Origin of the sequence: Kangiella sp., assembly GCF_014762745.1 — a bacterium.
In the GTDB taxonomy this organism is placed as follows: domain Bacteria; phylum Pseudomonadota; class Gammaproteobacteria; order Enterobacterales; family Kangiellaceae; genus Kangiella.
Genome location: NZ_JABURJ010000133.1, coordinates 1 through 18,837, shown reverse-complemented (window position 1 = coordinate 18,837; position 18,837 = coordinate 1). Strand labels below are relative to the sequence as shown.

Genomic DNA, 18,837 nt, shown 5'->3' with positions numbered 1-18,837 from the left:
GAGTATTAGTAGGCCGTAAGGCACCAGACTTCACAGCAGCAGCAGTATTAGGCAACGGCGAGATCGTTGAAGACTTCAACTTCGCAGAAGCCACCAAAGGCAAGCCAACCGTAGTATTCTTCTACCCTCTAGACTTCACATTCGTATGCCCATCAGAGCTAATCGCATTTGATCACCGTTTAGACGAGTTCAAAAAGCGTGGCGTGGAAGTGATCGGTGTGTCAATCGACTCTCACTTCACACACAACGCATGGCGTAACACTGACATCAAAAACGGTGGTATTGGTCAAGTAGGTTACACGCTGGTAGCAGACGTTAAGCACGAAATCTGCCAAGCGTATGATGTTGAGCATCCAGAAGCAGGCGTAGCATTCCGTGGTTCATTCCTAATCGACAAAGATGGTGTAGTCCGTCATCAAGTAGTCAATGACCTTCCGCTAGGTCGTAACGTAGACGAAATGATCCGTATGGTCGACGCGCTTCAGTTCCACGAAGAGCACGGTGAAGTTTGTCCAGCCGGTTGGAACAAAGGTGATAAAGGTATGGATGCGACGCCTGAAGGTGTGGCGAAGTACTTGTCCGAATCAGCTGACAAACTATAAATTACTTGTTAGATTTTCCTTATACTTTGTTAAAACAGAATTTAAAACTGGTCATTTGCTTTTAGCAAACTCCCATCCCTAAATTCTGTTTTGCCTCGTCTAAGAAAAACCTTCCTGGGTAATTACATGTAAGAAAGCCTGGCAGTTTTGCTGGGCTTTTTTTTGCTCGATACCTAGTTGGTAAGCTCCGCTGAAAACAGTCAGACGCCTCGAACTTGAACCATTTTCATGCGTAATTAGGTTGATGAAAAAAACTGCAGTTTTGTTGGGTTTTTTGTGTCCAGTACTTGGGACTAAGCTGGTCTGAAGGGTGAGAAGTTAGTTGCAGGTGTGTTTATGGATCACTCCTAATAAGATCTGTGGCTGTAGGGTTTCCAGATCTTCTTTATTCATTAGAGTTTCACCTATTATTTCTACCAGCAGCTTTTGCCCGTTTGTTTTGACTAATGAGCTATAGCTCGAATGGAGTAGGCTCGCATCTTTACTGATATCAATGGCGTATGTCTTTCCAGTTTTGCAGTCTTCAAACGTTCCCTGCCCATTGGTTTCCGAATAAAGTCCAATTTTGTGTTCGCCATTGCTGTGTGTTTCGAAAACCTGTTCGTCAAGGTAAGGTTCCAGGGTGGCGATATCTTCATCGTTATTGTTGCTCTCAGAGGCTGTGCTCTGCGATGAGTCGTCATTACAGGCGTATAACAGAGTTGCTAACAAAAAGAGGGCGGTTATTGCTATCGGTTTAAGCTTCATATCAACTCCTGTCTACGCCTGTTGCTGTTTATTTATCCTGATAAATTTCGATGGTGATATTGCCATCAACGTCAATTGAGCCACGGTACATTCCCGGGGTGTTAAAGCTCATCATGATGTTGCCATCTTTGTCTAAACCCACAACGCCACCGTCGCCGCCCATTTTTACCAGCTTCCCGTTAATAACGATATCAGCGGCATTTTGGATGCTCTCACCTTTATACTCGACCAGAGCACAAATGTCGTACGCAACAGCAGCTCTAATAAAATACTCGCCATGTCCGGTTGCTGAAATGCCGCAGTGTGAATTGGCATAAGTGCCAGCACCAATGATAGGGGAGTCGCCAATTCTCGCATAGCGTTTATTGGTCATGCCGCCAGTGGATGTGCCTGCTGTAATGACACCAGCTTGATCAAGCGCGACCGCGCCAACGGTACCAAACTTAGAATTTTTGGCTTCGTCTTCCGAAAGTTGCATTTTATCTGGGTCTTCTTTGAGAATCTTTTGCAGTTGATCCCAGCGGTTCTGGGTGAAGAAGTACTTGGGGTCGACCAGCTCAAAGTCCTGTTCTTTGGCGAATTCTTCAGCGCCTTCGCGCGCCATCAATACATGCTTGGAGTCAGTGCGGACTTTATCAGCTAGCAGAATGGGATTCTTGATATGGCTGACGCCAGCAACCGCGCCAGCGGATAAATCATCACTGACCATAATGGATGCATCCAGCTCATTTTTGCCTTCGTGGGTAAACACTGCCCCTTTGCCGGCGTTAAACAGCGGTGAGTCTTCCATGGTTACGATTGTCGCCTTGACTGCGTCTGTACTGGAGCCGCCTTGTTCTAAAATGGCATGACCGGTTTTCAGAGCATGCTTCAGGGCTTCTATATAAGCCTGCTCAATCTCAGGCGTCATCTTCGACTTTAAGATAGTTCCGGCGCCACCATGGATTACTATGGCGGTTTTGGCTTTTGAAGGTTTATCCATAGCGTTAGCTCCAACTGTTAATCCAGCCAGCAGGGTTATAGCGGTAAGCGCTTGTTTTATCATCGTTAATTTAACCATATTGAGTTGAATTTATTCCCCTAAGCATAAGGGCAATTTAATCGGAATGCACCCCGACCTGTGAACTTTTTAAAAAAAAGAGAGAAGGCTATTGCAATATATACAAATGATAATTATTCTCATCTGCAAAGGTGTTCTTTATTTTTAGTGGAAAGATAATAATGACTTATATGATTAATGCCTGGCTAGATAAGCCGCAACCGGAATTACAATTAGTTGAACGAGCTTCTGGAGCGGTTGTGGCTTGTTGGAAAGGGCGCAGGCTAAGGGAGCTGTTTGATTCAGGGCTAGTCAGTTATGAGGAATTAAGTTACGCCAACCCGGAGCGGCTTAAGCTGGTTGAGAAGGCGTTAATTTTGCAGATGACCTGTGAAGAGCTGTGTGGCCGCTGTCTTTACAGCGGCGGATGAGACTAGTCTTAAAATTGATTTGCCCGGTTAACCAGCAAGCAAAAGAGCTCTGCTGTCTTGGTCGCGTCATACAGGGCTGAATGGGCTTCTTTCTGGCTGAACTCAATACCAGCCAGATCGCAGGCCTGGGCTAATACTGTATGCCCCAGCATTAAAGCCGACAAAGAAGCAGTATCAAAACTGGTGAAAGGGTGGAAGGGATTGCGCTTGATGTTAGCTCGCTCGCTTGCGGCATTCAAAAAGCTCAAGTCAAACCAGGAGTTGTGACCTACTAAAACGCAGCGATTACACTCTGCGTCCTTCTGTTCGGTGCGCAGATCTTTAAACAATCCTTTCAGGGCTTTTTGTTCCGAAATCGCACCGCGGAGCGGATTGCTCGGATCAATACCGGTAAAATCCAATGCTTTCTGCTCAATATTGGCGCCTTCAAAGGGTTCAATATTGAAGTGATAGCTATTGTGAATAACCAGCTTGCCCTCTTGATCAAAAGTAGTAGTGACAGCGGCCAGCTCCAGCAGAGCATCGGTTGCCGCATTAAACCCACCAGTTTCCACATCGACAATGACTGGGAAGAAGCCTCGAAAGCGCTCCTTCATACTCAAATTATGCATTGTCTCTAACTTTCCACTCGATAGTTTCACCCGCTCGGAATGGCACAAGAGTGTCGTTGCCAAGGCATAGTTTTTTCGGCATTTTCCATGACTCTTTGACCAGTGTAATCGTTTCAGTGTTACGTGGTAGTCCGTAGAAGTCAGGGCCATAGAAACTGGCAAAGCCTTCAAGCTTATCAAGTGCATCATTAAGTTCAAACGCTTCGGCGTAGAGCTCAATGGCAGAGTAGGCGGTATAAACTCCAGCACAGCCACAGGCATTTTCTTTTTTGTCTTTGGAGTGTGGAGCGCTGTCAGTACCGAGGAAGAATTTAGGCGATCCTGACGTGGCGGCGGCAATTAATGCTGCCTGATGCTCTTGGCGCTTGAGAATCGGCAGGCAATAAAGGTGAGGGCGGATACCGCCGACCAGCATGTCGTTACGATTGAGTAGCAAGTGGTGTACCGTAATAGTAGCTGCGACGTTAGGTCCCTGCGATGAGACAAACTCCACCGCATCTTTGGTGGTGATATGCTCTAGCACGACTTTGAGATTAGGAAACTGCTCGATAATCGGACGCAACTTGGTATCAATAAACACCTTTTCACGATCGAAAACATCAATCTCAGGAGATGTCACTTCGCCATGAACCAACAAAGGCAAGCCAAGCTCAGCCATCTTTTCAAAAACCGGGTAGGCTTTTTCAATATCGGTCAGTCCAGAGTCTGAGTTGGTTGTTGCGCCAGCAGGGTAGAGTTTGCAGGCTTTGACAAAGCCAGACTCAACCGCTTCTTCTATGTCTTCGACTGAGGTATTGTCAGTCAAATAGAGAGTCATTAATGGCTCAAAATCGGCGCTGTCACTTTTGTAGCGTAAAATACAGTCACGATAATCTTTGGCCTGCTCAACGTTGGTAACTGGCGGAACCAGGTTGGGCATGACAATGGCGCGGGCAAATTGACGCGCCGCATCTTTAACCGTATGTTGCAAGGCTGCGCCGGAACGCAGGTGGATGTGCCAGTCATCTGGACGAGTAATCGTAATGCTTTGCATAAATTTGAGCCTTTAAAGGCGCTTCACCATTTACTTGCTATAATGGCCCGCTATTATACGCAACTCACGCATGCAACTAAAGCGTAACCGACAAATAACCCCGGAGGAATCATGAGAATTCTACACACCATGCTTCGTGTTCGAGACTTGGACAAATCATTAGACTTTTACACCAACGTGTTAGGCATGAAACTGATTCGAAAGCATGACTATGAATCAGGTCGTTTCACACTGGCTTTTGTTGGTTATGGCGAGGAAAAAGACAATACCGTACTTGAATTGACTCATAACTGGGATACGGATGATTACGAGATAGGGGACGCTTTCGGTCACATCGCTATCGCAGTTGATGATGTGTATGAGGCCTGTGAAAAGATTCGTCAAGCTGGTGGTAAAGTGACACGCGAGCCAGGTCCGATGAAACATGGCTCAACCGTTTTGGCTTTTGTCGAAGATCCGGATGGATACAAAATAGAACTATTAGAAGATAGACATAACAAGCAATCGACGAACTAGAGATTAAAAATGCCTAAAAGTACTAAAATTGTTTTATTGATTAATACAGTGATCATATTGATAGCTTTATGGTTACTGTATCGTCTTTATGTTCAATCCAGTAGTGAAATGCTGATTGCTCTGGCGCACTGGACCCTGCTTGGAGGGATGCTGGTCAGCAATTTGATCATTGTGTTCAAAGCAAAACCTTTATGGAAATTTATGCGTGCGATGTTGTATGTTGTTACGCTTTTACAAGCGCTTAATTTAATGATTATCGCTAAAGACTTCCTAACATTGAGCGGTTTCTTGGCAATGGTCTATACCTTGCTGGTTGTAGTTTATCTGATTGGTTTTCGCGGTTATCTGAACAGCCATGTGTTCTTCGAGTGGTTTATTGGCAAGGATCAGAAATCTGAAAATAACGAATAATACTATTGAGGGTTGTCTAGTCAGTCATAGGATGGGTTTACCCATTGGGTCAGACCCAGCGCAGCGTAACCCATCGAATAATACGTTGGAGTCAAAGGAATGACTAATTACAGAAGGATCTATAATCCAAATAGCACCTATTTTTTCACGGTCAACTTAGCTAATCGAAAATCTAAGCTATTAACCGAAAATATTAGCTTGTTAAGACATGCTTTTAAAAAAGTGGTAGCTAAATATCCATTTACAATTGAAGCCATAACGGTCCTACCTGAACACTTTCATTGTTTACTGACGTTCTCAGATATTAATCAAAACTACTCCACAATAATTCGTTTGATTAAAAGTTATTTCTCTAGGGGCATTAGCTATACCGGGGCGATAACGCCATCTAGAGCTTCCAAAAAAGAAAGAGGAATATGGCAAAGACGGTTTTGGGCGCATCTTATTACTGATGAAGAGGATTATAGAAAGCACATTGAATACTGTTACTTTAATCCAGTTAAGCATGGTCATGTGAAACGAGTTGTTGATTGGCCGTATTCAAGTTTTCATAGGGATGTTAAAAGAGGAATACTTCCAGCAGATTGGGGGGGTGAAAGTCCTCTTGAGTTGGTAGGTGACCTTAATTTTGGCGAAGTCGGGTGATGGGTTACGGCTTCCGCCTTCCGCCTAACCCATCCTATAAAATGAACTCCAAAACTACTATAGGATGGGTTAGCGTAGCGTAACCCATCAATTTATCAAGTCCTGACTTATTACGTAAATGATCGATCTAGCTACCAACACTTTATCCATACAAAAACTAATCCTAATTTGACTTTTCCATACTAAATATCCTACGAAGCTTCTTGTATTTCATGAGCTGGGCGGTAAGATGATTTTAGCCTTGACCTGGGTCAATTCTCTCTTTAAATAAAGGAGGTTATGGATGGAGCTGCTCGATGTTGTGCTGCTGGCGAGAATCCAATTCGCTTTTACCATCGCGTTTCATATTATCTTTCCTGGCTTATCCATCGGATTAGCTGCATATCTCGCTGTTCTTGAAGGCCTCTGGCTGAAAACCGGCAAATCGGTTTACCTCGCCACCTTTAAATATTGGCTCAAAATCTTCTCCATCATATTTGGCATGGGCGTGGTCTCAGGCGTGGTGATGAGCTATCAGATTGGCACTAACTGGAGTGTCTTTTCTGATAAAACTGGTCCTGTCCTCGGCCCCCTCATGGGCTATGAAGTTCTGTCAGCCTTTTTCCTTGAAGCCGGTTTCTTAGGTGTCATGTTATTTGGTATGAACAAGGTCGGCAAAGGTTTGCATTTCTTCGCAACGCTAATGGTTTCGATCGGTACCTTGATGTCGGCCTTCTGGATTTTGAGCGTTAACAGCTGGATGCAAACGCCCACTGGCTATGCCATTAATGAGGTTGGGCAGTTTATTGTCGCAGATTGGTTCGAGGTGATCTTTAACCCTTCATTTCCTTACCGGTTAGCACACATGACAACGGCGGCTTTCTTAAGCACGGCTTTTTTGGTAGGGGGCGTCGGTGCCTGGCATTTGTTCAAGGCCCGCAAGAAAGGTGAGCGCAATGAAGTGGCGCGTTTAATGTTTTCCATGGCGATGTGGATGGCAGCCCTGGTTGCACCTTTGCAGTTGCTGATTGGTGATCTGCATGGACTCAACACCTTGGAGCATCAGCCTGCCAAAGTCGCGGCAATGGAAGGCAACTACCAAACCCAAAAGGGCGCGCCATTGTATTTATTTGGTTTGCCGAATAGTGAAACAGGGACTGTTGACTACGCCATCAAAATCCCCAAAGCGGCCAGCTTGATTCTGACCCATGATCCTGACGGAGAATTGATTGGGCTAGATCAGTTCCCCAAGGATGAATGGCCGAATGTACCGATTGTATTCTGGAGTTTCCGCATCATGCTGGCGATTGGTATGGGCATGATTGCGATAGGTTTATGGAGTCTGTATTTACGCGCTCGCAAGAAGCTCTATGATTCGCCCATGCTGTTACGAGTAGCCATTGCGTTCGCTCCGTCAGGCATCATCGCAACGCTGGCTGGCTGGTTTGTCACCGAAGTAGGGCGCCAACCTTATACGGTTTACGGTTTGCTAAAAACTGCCGACTCAGTTTCGCCGCTAGACGCACCAGCTGTCGCCACCTCATTACTCGCGTTTATGATGGTTTACTTTATCGTGTTCGGCGCGGGTGTCTGGTACACCATGCGCTTGATGAGTAAACGACCATCGCAAGTCATCGAAGTCGATGACGATTCGGAAACTACCGTGTTTCTATCCAATCGGGTGGCCAGCAAATCAGACGGCACAACAGATGGCAAAAAAAGGGAGGGTGACCAATGATTGATTCTATGACGATTGCGTCTTCTGGAATAGATTTCGCTATGATCTGGGCTGGGCTAATTGCCTTTGCAGTGCTCGCCTATATCATCCTCGACGGATTTGATCTGGGCATCGGTATTTTATTCCCTTTTATCAAAAGCAAAACCGATCAAGAAACGGCCATGAACTCAGTGGCACCCATCTGGGATGGCAATGAAACCTGGTTGGTGCTCGGTGGTGGTGGGCTCTTTGCAGTATTCCCATTAGCTTATGCAGTGATAATGCCAGCCCTATACATGCCGATCATTTTAATGTTGCTCGGTTTGATCTTTCGCGGCGTGGCCTTTGAGTTTCACTGGCGTACCAAAAACTCGCAAGACTGGTGGGATCGCGGTTTCTTCCTTGGCTCACTAGTAGCTACTTTATGTCAGGGCATCGCACTCGGTGCCTTGGTGCAGGGCATTACCGTTGCTGATCGTGCCTATGCTGGCGGTTGGTGGGATTGGTTAACGCCATTTAGCATCACAACCGGCATTGCCTTGGCGGTGGGTTACGTGCTGTTGGGTGCAGCCTGGCTCAACATGAAAACCACTGGCGAGCTACAGAAACAGTCAGTTCAATTTGCTAAAATCGCCGCCTGGCTGACTTTGTTCTTCATTGGCATCATCAGTCTGTGGATGGTCTTTATCGAACAGCAATACTTGCATCGCTGGTTTGATGCACCAAATGTGTATTATTTAATGGTAGTTCCCGTAGCCGTCGTTTTTTGCGGTTTTAAATTGCTTTATGGTTTACATAGAGGTCGTGAAACCAGTCCATTTATGTATGCGATTGGTCTGTTTGTACTGAGTTATATCGGCATTCTAATCAGCTTCTATCCTAATCTGGTACCGCCGTCGATTACTATCTGGCAAGCAGCCGCTCCGGATGATAGTTTAAAATTCCTGCTGGTGGGCGCCGCTGCATTGTTACCTATAATCATCGGCTACACATCCTATGCTTACTGGGTGTTCCGCGGAAAAGTCAAAGCTAATGAGGCCTATCACTAATGAGTGACAAGCAGGCTCAGGATAAACCAGGGTGGCAAAAAGCGCTCTGGTTTATTGGCTTATGGCTGGCCGGTGTTTTAACTCTTGCTGCAATTGGCTTTGGCATCAGATTATTTCTGGGATAACGAATTGGCAGGAATACGCCTATGAACCTTAATCAAGTCACTTTACCTGTAAATGATATAGCGAAAGCTACTGAGTTCTATCGTCGCATGGGATTCCTGCAAATTGTCGACTCGCCACACTACGCACGATTTGAATGCCCTGAAGGCAGCTCAACTTTTTCGCTCATGTTGGAGCCACAAGCCAAAGGTTCGGGAGCAACCATCTACTTTGAGCATAAGGAGTTGGACAAGTGGGTAGATGAACTGATTGGAAAAGGTTTTGAATTTGAACAAATGCCAACTGACATGAGCTATCTATGGCGAGAGGCTGTTCTTTTCGATCCCAGTGGTAATAAAATCAAGCTCTATTGGGCGGCGAGAATCGCCTGACCCCACCCTGGCGCGTTGAAATAAGCAGCTAACTCTCGAGCATAAACGGTATTTTGCATAGATTGAGAGTCATAAAAAAGTCATAATGGCCTGCTAGGGTTTGTAGTTTTAACAATTGAACATTACTTATGAACCAAATCTCTTTTCGCGAAGCTTTCTGGGTCTGGCTTAAAATTGGCTTCCTGAGTTTCGGCGGTCCTGCCGGGCAAATTTCATTAATGCACAATATCATTGTGGATGAAAAGAAGTGGCTGGATGAAAAGCGATTTTTACACGCGCTGAATTATTGCATGTTGCTGCCAGGGCCCGAAGCACAACAGTTGGCGACTTATGTGGGCTGGTTGCTTCACGGTGTGAAGGGTGGTTTAGTCGCTGGCACTTTATTTATTTTGCCAGGCATGTTGATGATTCTTGGCCTGTCCTGGTTGTATGTGCTCTATGGCGATTTGCAGTTAATGTCAGGCCTCTTACTTGGCCTGAAAGCTGCTGTATTGGCCATCGTCTTTCAGGCATTAATTCGGATTGCGGGCAAGGCGCTTAAAAGTCAACTTCATTACTGGCTTGCTGCAGCGGGTTTCGTAGCTTTATTTGCTTTTAACCTACCTTTTCCTCTAGTGGTTCTTGGAGCAGGCATCATTGGTTTTATCAGTTTTCGCTTTTTCAGTTTTGATAGTGCTAAGTCGCCGCAGGATAATCACTCTCAACAATCAATAACTGACCTTCCCACTAACTTACAGAGTCATTGGGTTGGCACAAAGCGTACCGCAATAACCTGTGCGGTTTTGTGGATAGTGACCGTCGCTGGCTTCTATTATGCGTTTGGTGCAAATAATGTTTTTACAGAAATTGCGCTATTCTTCTCCAAAATGGCAATGGTAACTTTCGGAGGTGCATACGCGGTTCTTGCTTATGTTGCTCAGCAGGGTGTTGAGCATTATCAATGGTTGCAGCCTGGTGAGATGCTTGATGGCTTGGGTTTAGCTGAAACCACGCCTGGCCCACTTATTCTGGTGACCCAATTTGTCGGTTTTTTAGCTGCATATAGAGAGGCCGGGCTTGAGCCAAGTTTATGGATGAGCTCTCTTGGCGCACTACTTACAGTGTGGGTCACTTTCTTACCGTGCTTCTTATGGATCTTTGCAGGTGCTCCTTACATTGAGAAATTACATGGCAAAAAATCCATTGCTGCAGCGCTGTCGGCTGTGACCGCTGCCGTGGTTGGTGTGATCGCTAATCTGGGCCTTTGGTTTGGTATCAATGCATTATTCGAAAAGCAGCATAAGATTGCTCAGTATGGAGTGGACTTAACACTGCCTCAGCTTTCAAGTTTGGATTTGCCTGCTTTTGCCCTGACGGTTTTAGCCTTGTTGATGGTATTTCTGGTCAGATTACCAATCATTCCTTTAGTTGCTATTTGTGGTGTTTTAGGTATGACTTTGGAGCTGGTTAGCTAATTGGCTTAACATTGACTTAAATCAAGCCATCCTGCTTTACGGAATATCCCTACAAATTAACTGTGTTAAAATTAATCAAGTTCTGGTATAAAACCAGCGTTTCCTAGGGACTTGGGTATTTTTGTTAAAAGCTCACTAAGCATAATTGTGGATAAATTGCAGTGAGTTGATGGCGAGGGCCACTAGGTCTTCCTTGCCTCCTTCGAGCTTGCCTTTTACTCTAATTGATATTTTGAGCATGGTACAAAACACTGGTCCTATTTCATCAGACTTACTGGCTGCCGCTTTGAAAGCTACGGTGGAGGGTGTTGTGATATGGGAAGTCAAAGAAGAGCGATGCTTGATCATTTTTGTCAATACAGCCTTTGAAACTCTAACGGGTTACCGCTCTGAAGAAGTGATTGGTAAAGAATGCTTCTTTCTTAATCATGACGCAGAACATCAAGCTCAAAATGAAGTGATTGCAAAAGCGGTTTCTAATCGGGAGTCCTGCCAGATCACCATGCTTAGTTACAAAAAATCGGGCGAATCATTCTGGAATGAATTAAGTCTGTCGCCAATACTCTCGAAAAACGGCGAGTTAACGCATTACATTGGTGTACAGAAGGATGTTACCGACAGAGTCAAAAACGAACAGACTATTCAGCAAAAACAGCAAACTTTGCAGAATAAAAAGGATGAGCTGGAAGAGTTAGCCAGCCGCGATGCCTTGACCGGTTTGCACAACCGTCGTTATTTCGAGGAAGAGCTCAGTCGTTTATGGGCTGTTCATCAAAGGTTGGAAGCAACCATGGCAGTGGTCTTTATCGATATTGACAGTTTTAAGTTATATAACGATCACTATGGCCACCTTGAAGGTGATAGAGCTTTAAAAGCCGTTGCCGACACAATTGCTGAAAGTTTCTCACGTAAAGCGGACCTGGTCGCACGTTTTGGTGGCGAAGAGTTCGTTGTGGTTGCAACCTTGGAAAATGGTGTTGAATGCTTTTTGCAACATTTAGAACGTTTACGCCTGTCAATTCTTGACTTAAAAATCGAAAACAAACACTCCGCGGTACATCCCTATATATCTATCAGTACCGGTGTATGCTACGGCATCCCCCCGCAAGGAGCCAGTTCCTCTTTGTTCACCCGCGATGCGGATGTGGCCATGTATCAAGCCAAGCGCACAGGTCGTAATCGGATCGAAGTGGTCAGTTATGAAGCTGACGAAGCAACGGCAATGAAACCTGCTTCCTGACTTGCCAAGTCATATCAGGCTGATCCAGAATGGCTTATGCCTAGACAAATTGAACAAAGAGTAACTTGCCCCTATTGCGGTGAGCCGCAAACCATTCTTATTGATCCCTCTGTTATGCAACAGTCGTATATCGAAGATTGTCAGGTCTGCTGCCGACCTATTGAGTTTCAGGTTGAAGTCTCGGCTGATGGCGAAGATGTCAGCATCATGACAATGACCGACAACGAATAGTTATAATTATTTTGCATAACTAGTATTGATTTCTATGCGTTGAGGTTATTGCAGACTAAGCCTAAACTGACTCCTGTAAACCCAATTTAAGGAGTTTGTTATGTTAATTCGTCGAGCTAATGAGCGTGGAAACTTTGACTTCGGTTGGCTGAATACCTCGCACACCTTTTCCTTCGGGCATTATTACGACCCTAAGTTTATGGGTTATGAAAGCTTGCGGGTGATTAACGATGATAAAGTAAGAGCTGGTGCTGGTTTCCAAACCCACGGACACCAGAACATGGAAATTGTCTCCTATGTTCTGGAAGGTGCCCTGGCGCATAAAGACAGCATGGGTAATGATGGCGTTATTCGTCCCGGCGAAGTACAGCGCATGTCGGCTGGAACAGGCGTCACCCACAGTGAGTTCAATCATGACCAGGAAAACACCACAGGTTTTCTGCAAATATGGTTTTTACCCGCGGAGCAGGGCACAAAGCCCGGTTATGAGCAAAAAGCCTTTAGTGTTGATGAGAAGAGAGGCCAATTAAAGTTAGTGGTTTCGCCGAATGGACGTGATGGTTCGGTAACCATTGGGCAGGATGTGGATATCTACGCAGGCTTGTTTGACGGTGAAGAGTCAGCAACCCATCAGTTGTCCGCAAAACGCAAAGCATGGTTACATGTGGCGCGAGGAAGCGTACAGGTTAATGGGCAGGATCTTAACCAAGGCGATGGCGCTGGCTTTGACGCCGGAGCTACTATCGAGCTAGCCAATGGTGACAAAGCCGAGGTGCTGATTTTTGATATGGCGCCTTTAAGCTAAGCTCAAGAGTCAGTGGGCCAAAATCATAAGGATATTCGTTGATTGAGTTTATTCTATACTGGAGCGTAGCGGTAATCGCTGTTCTCATCACAGGCATCTCCAAATCGGGGTTTGCCGGTGGTGCAGGCGCGGTTGCCGTACCGCTGTTGTCATTAGTCATGCCACCCTTGCAGGCCATCGCCTTAATGTTGCCACTGCTGATCATCATGGATGGTTTCAGCGTCAAACTTTGGTGGGGACAATACAATCGAAAATTGTTAATTGCATTGATTCCTGCTTCGCTTATCGGTGTTGCAATCGGTTATGCCACCGCCGACCAACTCTCCGAAGGCTGGATACGACTGTTACTCGGCGTCATTGCTATCGCCTTTGTAGTCATTCAACTGTGGTCCAAGCAAGAAAATAAACAGCAGCAACATAAACCCAATGCAATTTTAGGAGCGGTTGCTGGAGCCAGCGCAGGCTTCACCAGTTTCCTCGCCCATGCCGGTGGCCCGCCACTCAACATGTTCCTGCTCAAACAAAAACTACAACGCAGCGAATTCCTCGCCACCGCAGTCTACTTCTTCGCCGCCATCAACCTGTTCAAACTCTATCCCTACATCGCCCTGGAGCAATTCAACCAACAAACCCTATGGCAAGGCACGCTCCTGATACCTGTCGCTTTAATCGGCGTCGCACTGGGCAAATGGCTACAAGCCCATTTACCGCAGAAAACCTTCCTCAATATTATTTACGTGCTCCTGTTTGGACTGGGTTGTAAGCTAATTTACTCAGCCTTGAGTGAGTTGATTTAGATTCAAATTGAAATAGTAAAAGCTGAAGTTTATTAACCGGAAAAAACAGTTAGAAAGCCCTTCTAACCATGTCTAGTAAGGCCTGCACAAAGGAGGCTGCTTGCTTCTTCCCCTTCAATAAGGCAGAATTCGAAGCTTGGCTTTTGCCTGATAAAACTGATTAATATAAAAAATAAGCGAGCATTTAAGTATGGAAATCATTCAAAAGAAAGGGCCGGTGACACATACCTTTACTCTTGAGGAAGAGAGGTTTAATTTCGCCTACAAAGATAAAACTGGTTCCGGTGATGTAGATTATAACTATGCGGACTTACCTTCGAAGCATTCTATTCGAATTGAAGAAAATGAATGGCTGAGAAACGTAGGATATCTCTGGATGATTTTGGGGATTGGCAGTGCAATTTATAAGTACTTTACTCAAGATGTGTTGGCCGGATCATTTTGGGCCTGGATAGGGCTGGCTTGTGTGTTATATGCTCACTACACTAAGGTTAAATACACAGTACTTGCAACGGAAAAAGGTAGTATTTTTCTGATTCAGGATAAAAAGCATGACTTTTTGTTAGAAGAATTAAAGAGCCGACGAAAAAATCAACTGAAAAGTTGGTATGGAGATATTAATCCTGACAATGAACCTGAAGTTGAAATTAATAAATTTAAGTGGTTATACGAGCAGGGCGTGATTTCAAAAGCCGAATCTGAGGAAAAAATAACTCAAGTTGAACTGCTCCGTACCGAAGCCTACACCCAAAGTAATCAAACAGTAAACTAAGTTTGGCAAGCTCTCAAGGGGGCCTACTAAATGCTTAGGCGGTTGCTGAATGCTGTTGGTTCATTATGCTCTTGGTAGGGGCAGCCCAATGTGGTTGCCCTATAATTTATGGATAACTCTTCAAATCATCGGGCGTCTTCTCAGCACTTTGTTCTTCATACTCTGAAACCACTTCATCACCGGTCATCATTTTGGTCTTGTTGGCAAAGTCATAGTAATGCGGCTTTTGCTCAACATAGATCTGCTCATCGAAATGGAACTTGTCATTATCAGCAAACAGTCCAACCGGAATGTAATACTTGTCGCTATCTACGAGGCGGTAGAAAAGATGAGTGCCACACACATTACAAAATCCGCGTTCAGCCCACTCGGATGATTTATAAACGCTGATGTGCGCTTCGTTCTCTAGAATGAGCCCTTCGCCACCATCCACGCCCAGCATGGGGCCACCCGACCAGGTGCGACACATGACACAATGACAGGCGCCTATACTGTCGCCCAAATTGGGCGCGCTGATTCCTGTTTTTCCACACAGACATTGGGCAGTTGCATAGCTCATAGCGGTAATTTCCTTAAACAGCTTTAAAAATGATAAGAATATCCATAAAAGCTAATGTTTTATAGGGCTTTTTGCTATATCCTATTGCATATATTCATCGGATTCCCCGATAATTTCACATTCAGCACCTCAATCAGCCTCTAATCCAGGTTGACGGGTGCTTTTTGCGACTGGAATTTTCACTAGTTCTGCTCGCTTATTACAATTAACTAACCGATTGAGTAATAGCCCATTCGTAGGGGCTATATTCGAAAGAGAGAGTAAAATGCCTGTAATTACATTACCTGATGGAAGTAAGCGTGAATTCGACCACGCAGTCTCAGTTTATGACGTTGCAAACGACATAGGTCCCGGATTAGCCAAAGCTGCATTAGCTGGCAAAGTGAATGGTCAAATGGTAGACACCAGCTTTGTCATCGAAAACGATGCAGATTTAGCAATCATCACCGAGCGCGATGAAGATGGTCTGGAAGTAATCCGCCATTCAACGGCTCACCTCTTGGCGCAAGCCGTACAGCGTCTATTTGATAACGTTCAGGTCACCATCGGGCCAGTAATCGACAATGGCTTTTACTATGATTTTGCGACAGATCAGCCCTTCACTGAAGACGACCTGCGTGCCATCGAGAAAGAGATGGAGAAGATCTCAAAAGAGAACTTACAGGTTGAGCGCACAGAAATGGAGCGTGATGAGGCAGTTGCCTTCTTCCGTAATATGGGGGAAGAGTACAAAGCTGAAATCATAGAATCGATTCCGCAGAACGAAACTTTATCCTTGTATCGCCAGGGCGAGTTCATCGACCTGTGCCGTGGCCCGCACGTTCCTTCCACTTCGAAACTAAAAGCCTTCAAGTTGATGAAGGTTGCCGGTGCTTATTGGCGCGGCGACTCAAACAACGAGATGCTGCAGCGTATCTATGGTACTGCCTGGACTAACAAGAAAGATCTGAAAGCCTATTTGCATCGTCTGGAAGAAGCGGAAAAGCGCGACCACCGTAAAATCGGCAAGGCTCTCGATCTGTTCCATATTCAGGAAGAAGCGCCGGGCATGATCTTCTGGCACGATAAAGGCTGGACTATTTATAAAACGCTTGAGCAATACATCCGCGAACGCCTGAAAGAGCACGATTATCAGGAAGTAAAAACTCCACAGATGGTTGATCGCTCCTTGTGGGAAAAATCCGGTCACTGGGACAAATTTGGCGACGATATGTTTACGCTGAAATCAGATGAGCGTGATTATGCGATCAAGCCAATGAACTGCCCATGCCACGTCCAGATTTTCAACGTAGGCCTGAAAAGTTACCGCGACCTGCCATTGCGCATGGCCGAGTTTGGTTCTTGCCACCGTAACGAACCATCCGGCGCCTTGCACGGCATCATGCGTCTGCGCAACTTTGTGCAGGACGATGCACACATTTTCTGTACGGAAGATCAGATTCAGGAAGAGGTGTCCAAGTTCATCGAAATGCTATATGACGTCTACGCCGACTTTGGCTTTACCGACGTTATCGTTAAACTTTCGACTCGCCCAGAGCAGCGTGTGGGTTCGGATGAAGTCTGGGACAAAGCCGAAGCGGCACTGGCCGATGCGCTGAAAGCCAACGACATCCAATTTGAATACCAGCCGGGTGAAGGTGCCTTCTATGGTCCGAAACTTGAGTTCACACTAAAAGATTGTCTCGAGCGACACTGGCAATGTGGTACTATTCAGGTTGACTTCTCAATGCCGGGTCGCTTAGACGCAGAATATGTGGCGGAAAGTGGCGAGCGCGAAACTCCGGTGATGTTGCACCGAGCCATTTTGGGGTCACTCGAACGATTTATCGGTATTTTGATTGAAGAATTCGCTGGAAAGTTCCCTGCTTGGCTGGCGCCAACTCAGGCTGTTGTCATGAATATTACCGACAAACAGGCCGATTTTTGCGAAAAAGTGGTCGAATCCTTGAAAAATAAAGGATTTAGAGTGAATTCGGACTTGAGAAATGAGAAGATCGGCTTTAAAATTCGCGAGCAGACTCTAGCACGCGTGCCATTCTTGTTAGTGGTCGGTGATAGAGAAGTCGAAAATAACCATGTTGCAGTCCGTACCCGAGATGGGGAAGACTTAGGTAGCATGAGTATTGAAGCCTTTGCTGAGTTGCTAGAAGCAGAAGTTGCGAAGCGAGCCAGAAAGGCTGACTAGGCACTAATTAAAGAGGAAAATTACCATCAGAAAAGGTGATAAGCGCTCCGACAGACAGCGCATAAATGAAGATATCCGGGTGAAAGAAGTTCGCCTGATAGACGCCACCGGCGAAAATGTCGGTGTAGTAGGAATCAAAGAAGCCCTGGCGCAAGCTGCAGAAGCTAGCCTGGACTTAGTGGAAGTTTCGCCTGATGCGAATCCTCCAGTCTGTAAAATTATGGATTTCGGTAAGTTCCTTTTTGAGCAGAAGAAAGCGAAAGCTGCTGCTAAGAAAAAACAAAAAGTAACTCACGTTAAAGAAATCAAGTTTCGCCCAGGGACGGACATAGGAGATTATCAGGTAAAACTACGCAACCTGATACGTTTCCTGGAAGACGGGGACAAGGCGAAAGTAACTGTTCGCTTCCGTGGTCGTGAGATGGCGCACCAAGAACTCGGAATGGAGTTGTTGAAGCGTGTCGAAAAAGACCTGGAAGAATATGGAGCAGTTGAACACCGCCCTTCAATGGAAGGTCGTCAGATGACGATGGTGATTGGCCCCAAAAAGAAGAAGTAAGTAAGAAGAGTCTCGCAAGAGCACTTACATTCTTCATAGGTTGGGCAGCACGGTGTAACCACTGAGCTGTCCGTTTTAGTAACTAGTCATGCGCTCAAACGATTGCATAATTTAAAGCAATGGCCATGGCGGGTAACAATGCGAGTATATTACTATGCCAAAGATGAAAACTGACCGCGGTGCATCGAAGCGTTTCAAGAAAACTGCTTCTGGCCGTTACAAGCACAAACAATCACACTTGCGTCACATCCTGACCAAGAAATCTACTAAGCGTAAGCGTCATTTACGTCACGCTAAATTAGTTGATGCTGCTGACACACGTTCAATCGATCGTATGTTGCCAAACGGTTAAGGTGAGGATTAAGAGATGCCAAGAGTAAAACGTGGTGTGACTGCCCATGCGCGTCACAAGAAAATCTTAAAGCAAGCTAAAGGTTATTATGGTGCACGTAGTCGTGTATTCCGTGTAGCCAAACAAGCTGTTATCAAAGCGGGTCAATATGCATATCGTGACCGTCGTCAGCGTAAACGTCAATTCCGTGCTTTATGGATTGCTCGTATCAATGCTGAAGCTCGTGTACACGGTTTGTCTTATAGCCGTTTTATCAATGGTTTGAAAAAATCAAACATTGAAGTTGATCGTAAAATGCTAGCAGAATTAGCGGTTTTTGATAAAGTAGCATTTGCTGCTTTTGCAGACCAAGCTAAATCTGCCCTTGAAGCTTAATAAGCTGATAACTGTTCTTTAACGAGAAGAGTATTTTAGTCGCCCTCGGGTGACGAGCGATTGAAGTAAAAAGGAAGGGCAGAAATGCTCTTCCTTTTTTTATTGCAGTTTCAATTTGAGACTATTTCAGAGTCACTTATAGACATAGCACTTAACAACGAGAATTCTCATGGTCGATACACAGGGTACGAGTCAACAGGACTCCAGTTTACAAGAGATTATTTCGCAGGCTGA

The 18,837-nt window shown here is 45.4% G+C and carries 23 protein-coding genes and 1 pseudogene; 19 read left to right on the top strand and 5 right to left on the bottom strand.

Going from position 1 to position 18,837, the window contains the following annotated elements; translation table 11 throughout:
• Positions 1-602, top strand: a 602-nt coding sequence (locus HUJ19_RS11580) for a peroxiredoxin C (RefSeq protein WP_290624355.1), incomplete at its 5' end; no start/stop codon positions are given.
• Positions 603-920: 318 nt separating this feature from the next.
• On the opposite strand, the gene HUJ19_RS11575 is transcribed toward HUJ19_RS11580, so the two are convergent.
• Together HUJ19_RS11575 and HUJ19_RS11570 are read right to left on the bottom strand one after the other, a co-directional pair.
• A complete protein-coding gene (locus HUJ19_RS11575) occupies positions 921-1,349 on the bottom strand; it encodes a hypothetical protein (protein ID WP_290624354.1) in 429 nt (142 codons plus the stop codon).
• 28 nt (positions 1,350-1,377) lie between these two features.
• Positions 1,378-2,394, bottom strand: a complete 1,017-nt coding sequence (locus HUJ19_RS11570) for an isoaspartyl peptidase/L-asparaginase (protein WP_290624353.1) — start codon at positions 2,392-2,394, stop codon at positions 1,378-1,380.
• A 176-nt stretch (positions 2,395-2,570) separates the two neighbouring features.
• On the opposite strand from HUJ19_RS11570, the gene HUJ19_RS11565 reads away from it, so the two are divergent.
• On the top strand, positions 2,571-2,819 hold the full coding sequence (locus HUJ19_RS11565) for a hypothetical protein (RefSeq protein WP_290624352.1): 249 nt from the start codon (positions 2,571-2,573) through the stop codon (positions 2,817-2,819).
• A gap of 8 nt (positions 2,820-2,827) precedes the next feature.
• Here the strand turns inward: HUJ19_RS11565 and rnt are convergent, their stop codons facing one another.
• Both rnt and pyrC read right to left on the bottom strand, forming a co-directional pair.
• Positions 2,828-3,430, bottom strand: coding sequence for a ribonuclease T (rnt, locus tag HUJ19_RS11560; protein ID WP_290624351.1), 603 nt, complete (start codon positions 3,428-3,430; stop codon positions 2,828-2,830).
• A complete protein-coding gene (pyrC, locus tag HUJ19_RS11555; protein WP_290624350.1) occupies positions 3,423-4,463 on the bottom strand; it encodes a dihydroorotase in 1,041 nt (346 codons plus the stop codon). Before pyrC ends, rnt begins: the two co-directional genes overlap by 8 nt.
• Positions 4,464-4,574: 111 nt before the next feature.
• On the opposite strand from pyrC, the gene gloA reads away from it, so the two are divergent.
• From gloA to HUJ19_RS11490, 13 genes and pseudogenes are all read left to right on the top strand, one after another.
• On the top strand, positions 4,575-4,979 hold the full coding sequence (gene gloA, locus HUJ19_RS11550) for a lactoylglutathione lyase (RefSeq protein ID WP_290624349.1): 405 nt from the start codon (positions 4,575-4,577) through the stop codon (positions 4,977-4,979).
• 9 nt (positions 4,980-4,988) lie between these two features.
• A complete protein-coding gene (locus HUJ19_RS11545; protein WP_290624348.1) occupies positions 4,989-5,390 on the top strand; it encodes a hypothetical protein in 402 nt (133 codons plus the stop codon).
• Between the two features lie 99 nt (positions 5,391-5,489).
• A complete protein-coding gene (locus HUJ19_RS11540) occupies positions 5,490-6,035 on the top strand; it encodes a transposase (RefSeq protein ID WP_290624347.1) in 546 nt (181 codons plus the stop codon).
• A gap of 283 nt (positions 6,036-6,318) precedes the next feature.
• Complete coding sequence (locus HUJ19_RS11535) at positions 6,319-7,752, top strand: cytochrome ubiquinol oxidase subunit I (protein WP_290624346.1); 1,434 nt, start codon at positions 6,319-6,321, stop codon at positions 7,750-7,752.
• Positions 7,749-8,780, top strand: a complete 1,032-nt coding sequence (gene cydB, locus HUJ19_RS11530) for a cytochrome d ubiquinol oxidase subunit II (protein ID WP_290624345.1) — start codon at positions 7,749-7,751, stop codon at positions 8,778-8,780. The genes HUJ19_RS11535 and cydB overlap by 4 nt, the downstream gene beginning before the upstream one ends.
• Positions 8,780-8,905 (top strand): DUF2474 family protein, encoded by a 126-nt coding sequence (locus tag HUJ19_RS11525; protein WP_290624344.1) that lies wholly within the window; start codon positions 8,780-8,782, stop codon positions 8,903-8,905. Before cydB ends, HUJ19_RS11525 begins: the two co-directional genes overlap by 1 nt.
• Before the next feature lie 21 nt (positions 8,906-8,926).
• Positions 8,927-9,306: pseudogene (locus tag HUJ19_RS11520) on the top strand (VOC family protein).
• A gap of 96 nt (positions 9,307-9,402) precedes the next feature.
• On the top strand, positions 9,403-10,728 hold the full coding sequence (gene chrA, locus HUJ19_RS11515; RefSeq protein ID WP_290624342.1) for a chromate efflux transporter: 1,326 nt from the start codon (positions 9,403-9,405) through the stop codon (positions 10,726-10,728).
• Positions 10,729-10,966: 238 nt separating this feature from the next.
• The gene (locus tag HUJ19_RS11510) at positions 10,967-11,968 is read left to right on the top strand and encodes a diguanylate cyclase (RefSeq protein WP_290624341.1); all 1,002 of its coding nucleotides are present in this window, start codon (positions 10,967-10,969) and stop codon (positions 11,966-11,968) included.
• 36 nt (positions 11,969-12,004) lie between these two features.
• Positions 12,005-12,199 carry a CPXCG motif-containing cysteine-rich protein gene (locus HUJ19_RS11505; protein ID WP_290624340.1) on the top strand — a complete coding sequence of 65 codons (195 nt, stop codon included), beginning with the start codon at positions 12,005-12,007 and terminating at the stop codon, positions 12,197-12,199.
• 100 nt (positions 12,200-12,299) lie between these two features.
• The gene (locus HUJ19_RS11500; RefSeq protein ID WP_290624339.1) at positions 12,300-13,004 is read left to right on the top strand and encodes a pirin family protein; all 705 of its coding nucleotides are present in this window, start codon (positions 12,300-12,302) and stop codon (positions 13,002-13,004) included.
• Positions 13,005-13,042: 38 nt separating this feature from the next.
• Positions 13,043-13,801, top strand: a complete 759-nt coding sequence (locus HUJ19_RS11495; RefSeq protein WP_290624338.1) for a sulfite exporter TauE/SafE family protein — start codon at positions 13,043-13,045, stop codon at positions 13,799-13,801.
• Between the two features lie 190 nt (positions 13,802-13,991).
• Complete coding sequence (locus HUJ19_RS11490; RefSeq protein ID WP_290624337.1) at positions 13,992-14,573, top strand: hypothetical protein; 582 nt, start codon at positions 13,992-13,994, stop codon at positions 14,571-14,573.
• A gap of 106 nt (positions 14,574-14,679) precedes the next feature.
• Here HUJ19_RS11490 and HUJ19_RS11485 read toward each other — a convergent pair whose 3' ends face one another.
• The gene (locus tag HUJ19_RS11485) at positions 14,680-15,132 is read right to left on the bottom strand and encodes a GFA family protein (RefSeq protein WP_290624336.1); all 453 of its coding nucleotides are present in this window, start codon (positions 15,130-15,132) and stop codon (positions 14,680-14,682) included.
• 265 nt (positions 15,133-15,397) lie between these two features.
• Between HUJ19_RS11485 and thrS the strand changes: the two genes are divergently transcribed.
• The 4 genes from thrS (at position 15,398) to rplT (ending at position 18,603) form a co-directional block, all read left to right on the top strand.
• Positions 15,398-17,317, top strand: a complete 1,920-nt coding sequence (gene thrS, locus HUJ19_RS11480) for a threonine--tRNA ligase (RefSeq protein ID WP_290624335.1) — start codon at positions 15,398-15,400, stop codon at positions 17,315-17,317.
• Positions 17,318-17,342: 25 nt separating this feature from the next.
• Positions 17,343-17,876, top strand: a complete 534-nt coding sequence (gene infC, locus HUJ19_RS11475) for a translation initiation factor IF-3 (protein ID WP_367274014.1) — start codon at positions 17,343-17,345, stop codon at positions 17,874-17,876.
• A 154-nt stretch (positions 17,877-18,030) separates the two neighbouring features.
• Positions 18,031-18,228, top strand: a complete 198-nt coding sequence (gene rpmI, locus HUJ19_RS11470) for a 50S ribosomal protein L35 (RefSeq protein ID WP_015780731.1) — start codon at positions 18,031-18,033, stop codon at positions 18,226-18,228.
• A gap of 15 nt (positions 18,229-18,243) precedes the next feature.
• Complete coding sequence (gene rplT, locus HUJ19_RS11465; protein ID WP_018624520.1) at positions 18,244-18,603, top strand: 50S ribosomal protein L20; 360 nt, start codon at positions 18,244-18,246, stop codon at positions 18,601-18,603.
• Positions 18,604-18,837: the final 234 nt, after the last annotated feature.

Excerpts from the sequence above, each read along its gene's own strand:
- HUJ19_RS11575 (WP_290624354.1), bottom strand. The coding sequence starts at position 1,349 with ATGAAGCTTAAACCGATAGCAATAACCGCCCTCTTTTTGTTAGCAACT.
- HUJ19_RS11570 (WP_290624353.1), bottom strand. The coding sequence starts at position 2,394 with ATGATAAAACAAGCGCTTACCGCTATAACCCTGCTGGCTGGATTAACA.
- HUJ19_RS11565 (WP_290624352.1), top strand. The coding sequence starts at position 2,571 with ATGACTTATATGATTAATGCCTGGCTAGATAAGCCGCAACCGGAATTA.
- rnt (WP_290624351.1), bottom strand. The coding sequence starts at position 3,430 with ATGCATAATTTGAGTATGAAGGAGCGCTTTCGAGGCTTCTTCCCAGTC.
- pyrC (WP_290624350.1), bottom strand. The coding sequence starts at position 4,463 with ATGCAAAGCATTACGATTACTCGTCCAGATGACTGGCACATCCACCTG.
- gloA (WP_290624349.1), top strand. The coding sequence starts at position 4,575 with ATGAGAATTCTACACACCATGCTTCGTGTTCGAGACTTGGACAAATCA.
- HUJ19_RS11545 (WP_290624348.1), top strand. The coding sequence starts at position 4,989 with ATGCCTAAAAGTACTAAAATTGTTTTATTGATTAATACAGTGATCATA.
- HUJ19_RS11540 (WP_290624347.1), top strand. The coding sequence starts at position 5,490 with ATGACTAATTACAGAAGGATCTATAATCCAAATAGCACCTATTTTTTC.
- HUJ19_RS11535 (WP_290624346.1), top strand. The coding sequence starts at position 6,319 with ATGGAGCTGCTCGATGTTGTGCTGCTGGCGAGAATCCAATTCGCTTTT.
- cydB (WP_290624345.1), top strand. The coding sequence starts at position 7,749 with ATGATTGATTCTATGACGATTGCGTCTTCTGGAATAGATTTCGCTATG.
- HUJ19_RS11525 (WP_290624344.1), top strand. The coding sequence starts at position 8,780 with ATGAGTGACAAGCAGGCTCAGGATAAACCAGGGTGGCAAAAAGCGCTC.
- chrA (WP_290624342.1), top strand. The coding sequence starts at position 9,403 with ATGAACCAAATCTCTTTTCGCGAAGCTTTCTGGGTCTGGCTTAAAATT.
- HUJ19_RS11510 (WP_290624341.1), top strand. The coding sequence starts at position 10,967 with ATGGTACAAAACACTGGTCCTATTTCATCAGACTTACTGGCTGCCGCT.
- HUJ19_RS11505 (WP_290624340.1), top strand. The coding sequence starts at position 12,005 with ATGCCTAGACAAATTGAACAAAGAGTAACTTGCCCCTATTGCGGTGAG.
- HUJ19_RS11500 (WP_290624339.1), top strand. The coding sequence starts at position 12,300 with ATGTTAATTCGTCGAGCTAATGAGCGTGGAAACTTTGACTTCGGTTGG.
- HUJ19_RS11490 (WP_290624337.1), top strand. The coding sequence starts at position 13,992 with ATGGAAATCATTCAAAAGAAAGGGCCGGTGACACATACCTTTACTCTT.
- HUJ19_RS11485 (WP_290624336.1), bottom strand. The coding sequence starts at position 15,132 with ATGAGCTATGCAACTGCCCAATGTCTGTGTGGAAAAACAGGAATCAGC.
- thrS (WP_290624335.1), top strand. The coding sequence starts at position 15,398 with ATGCCTGTAATTACATTACCTGATGGAAGTAAGCGTGAATTCGACCAC.
- rpmI (WP_015780731.1), top strand. The coding sequence starts at position 18,031 with ATGCCAAAGATGAAAACTGACCGCGGTGCATCGAAGCGTTTCAAGAAA.
- rplT (WP_018624520.1), top strand. The coding sequence starts at position 18,244 with ATGCCAAGAGTAAAACGTGGTGTGACTGCCCATGCGCGTCACAAGAAA.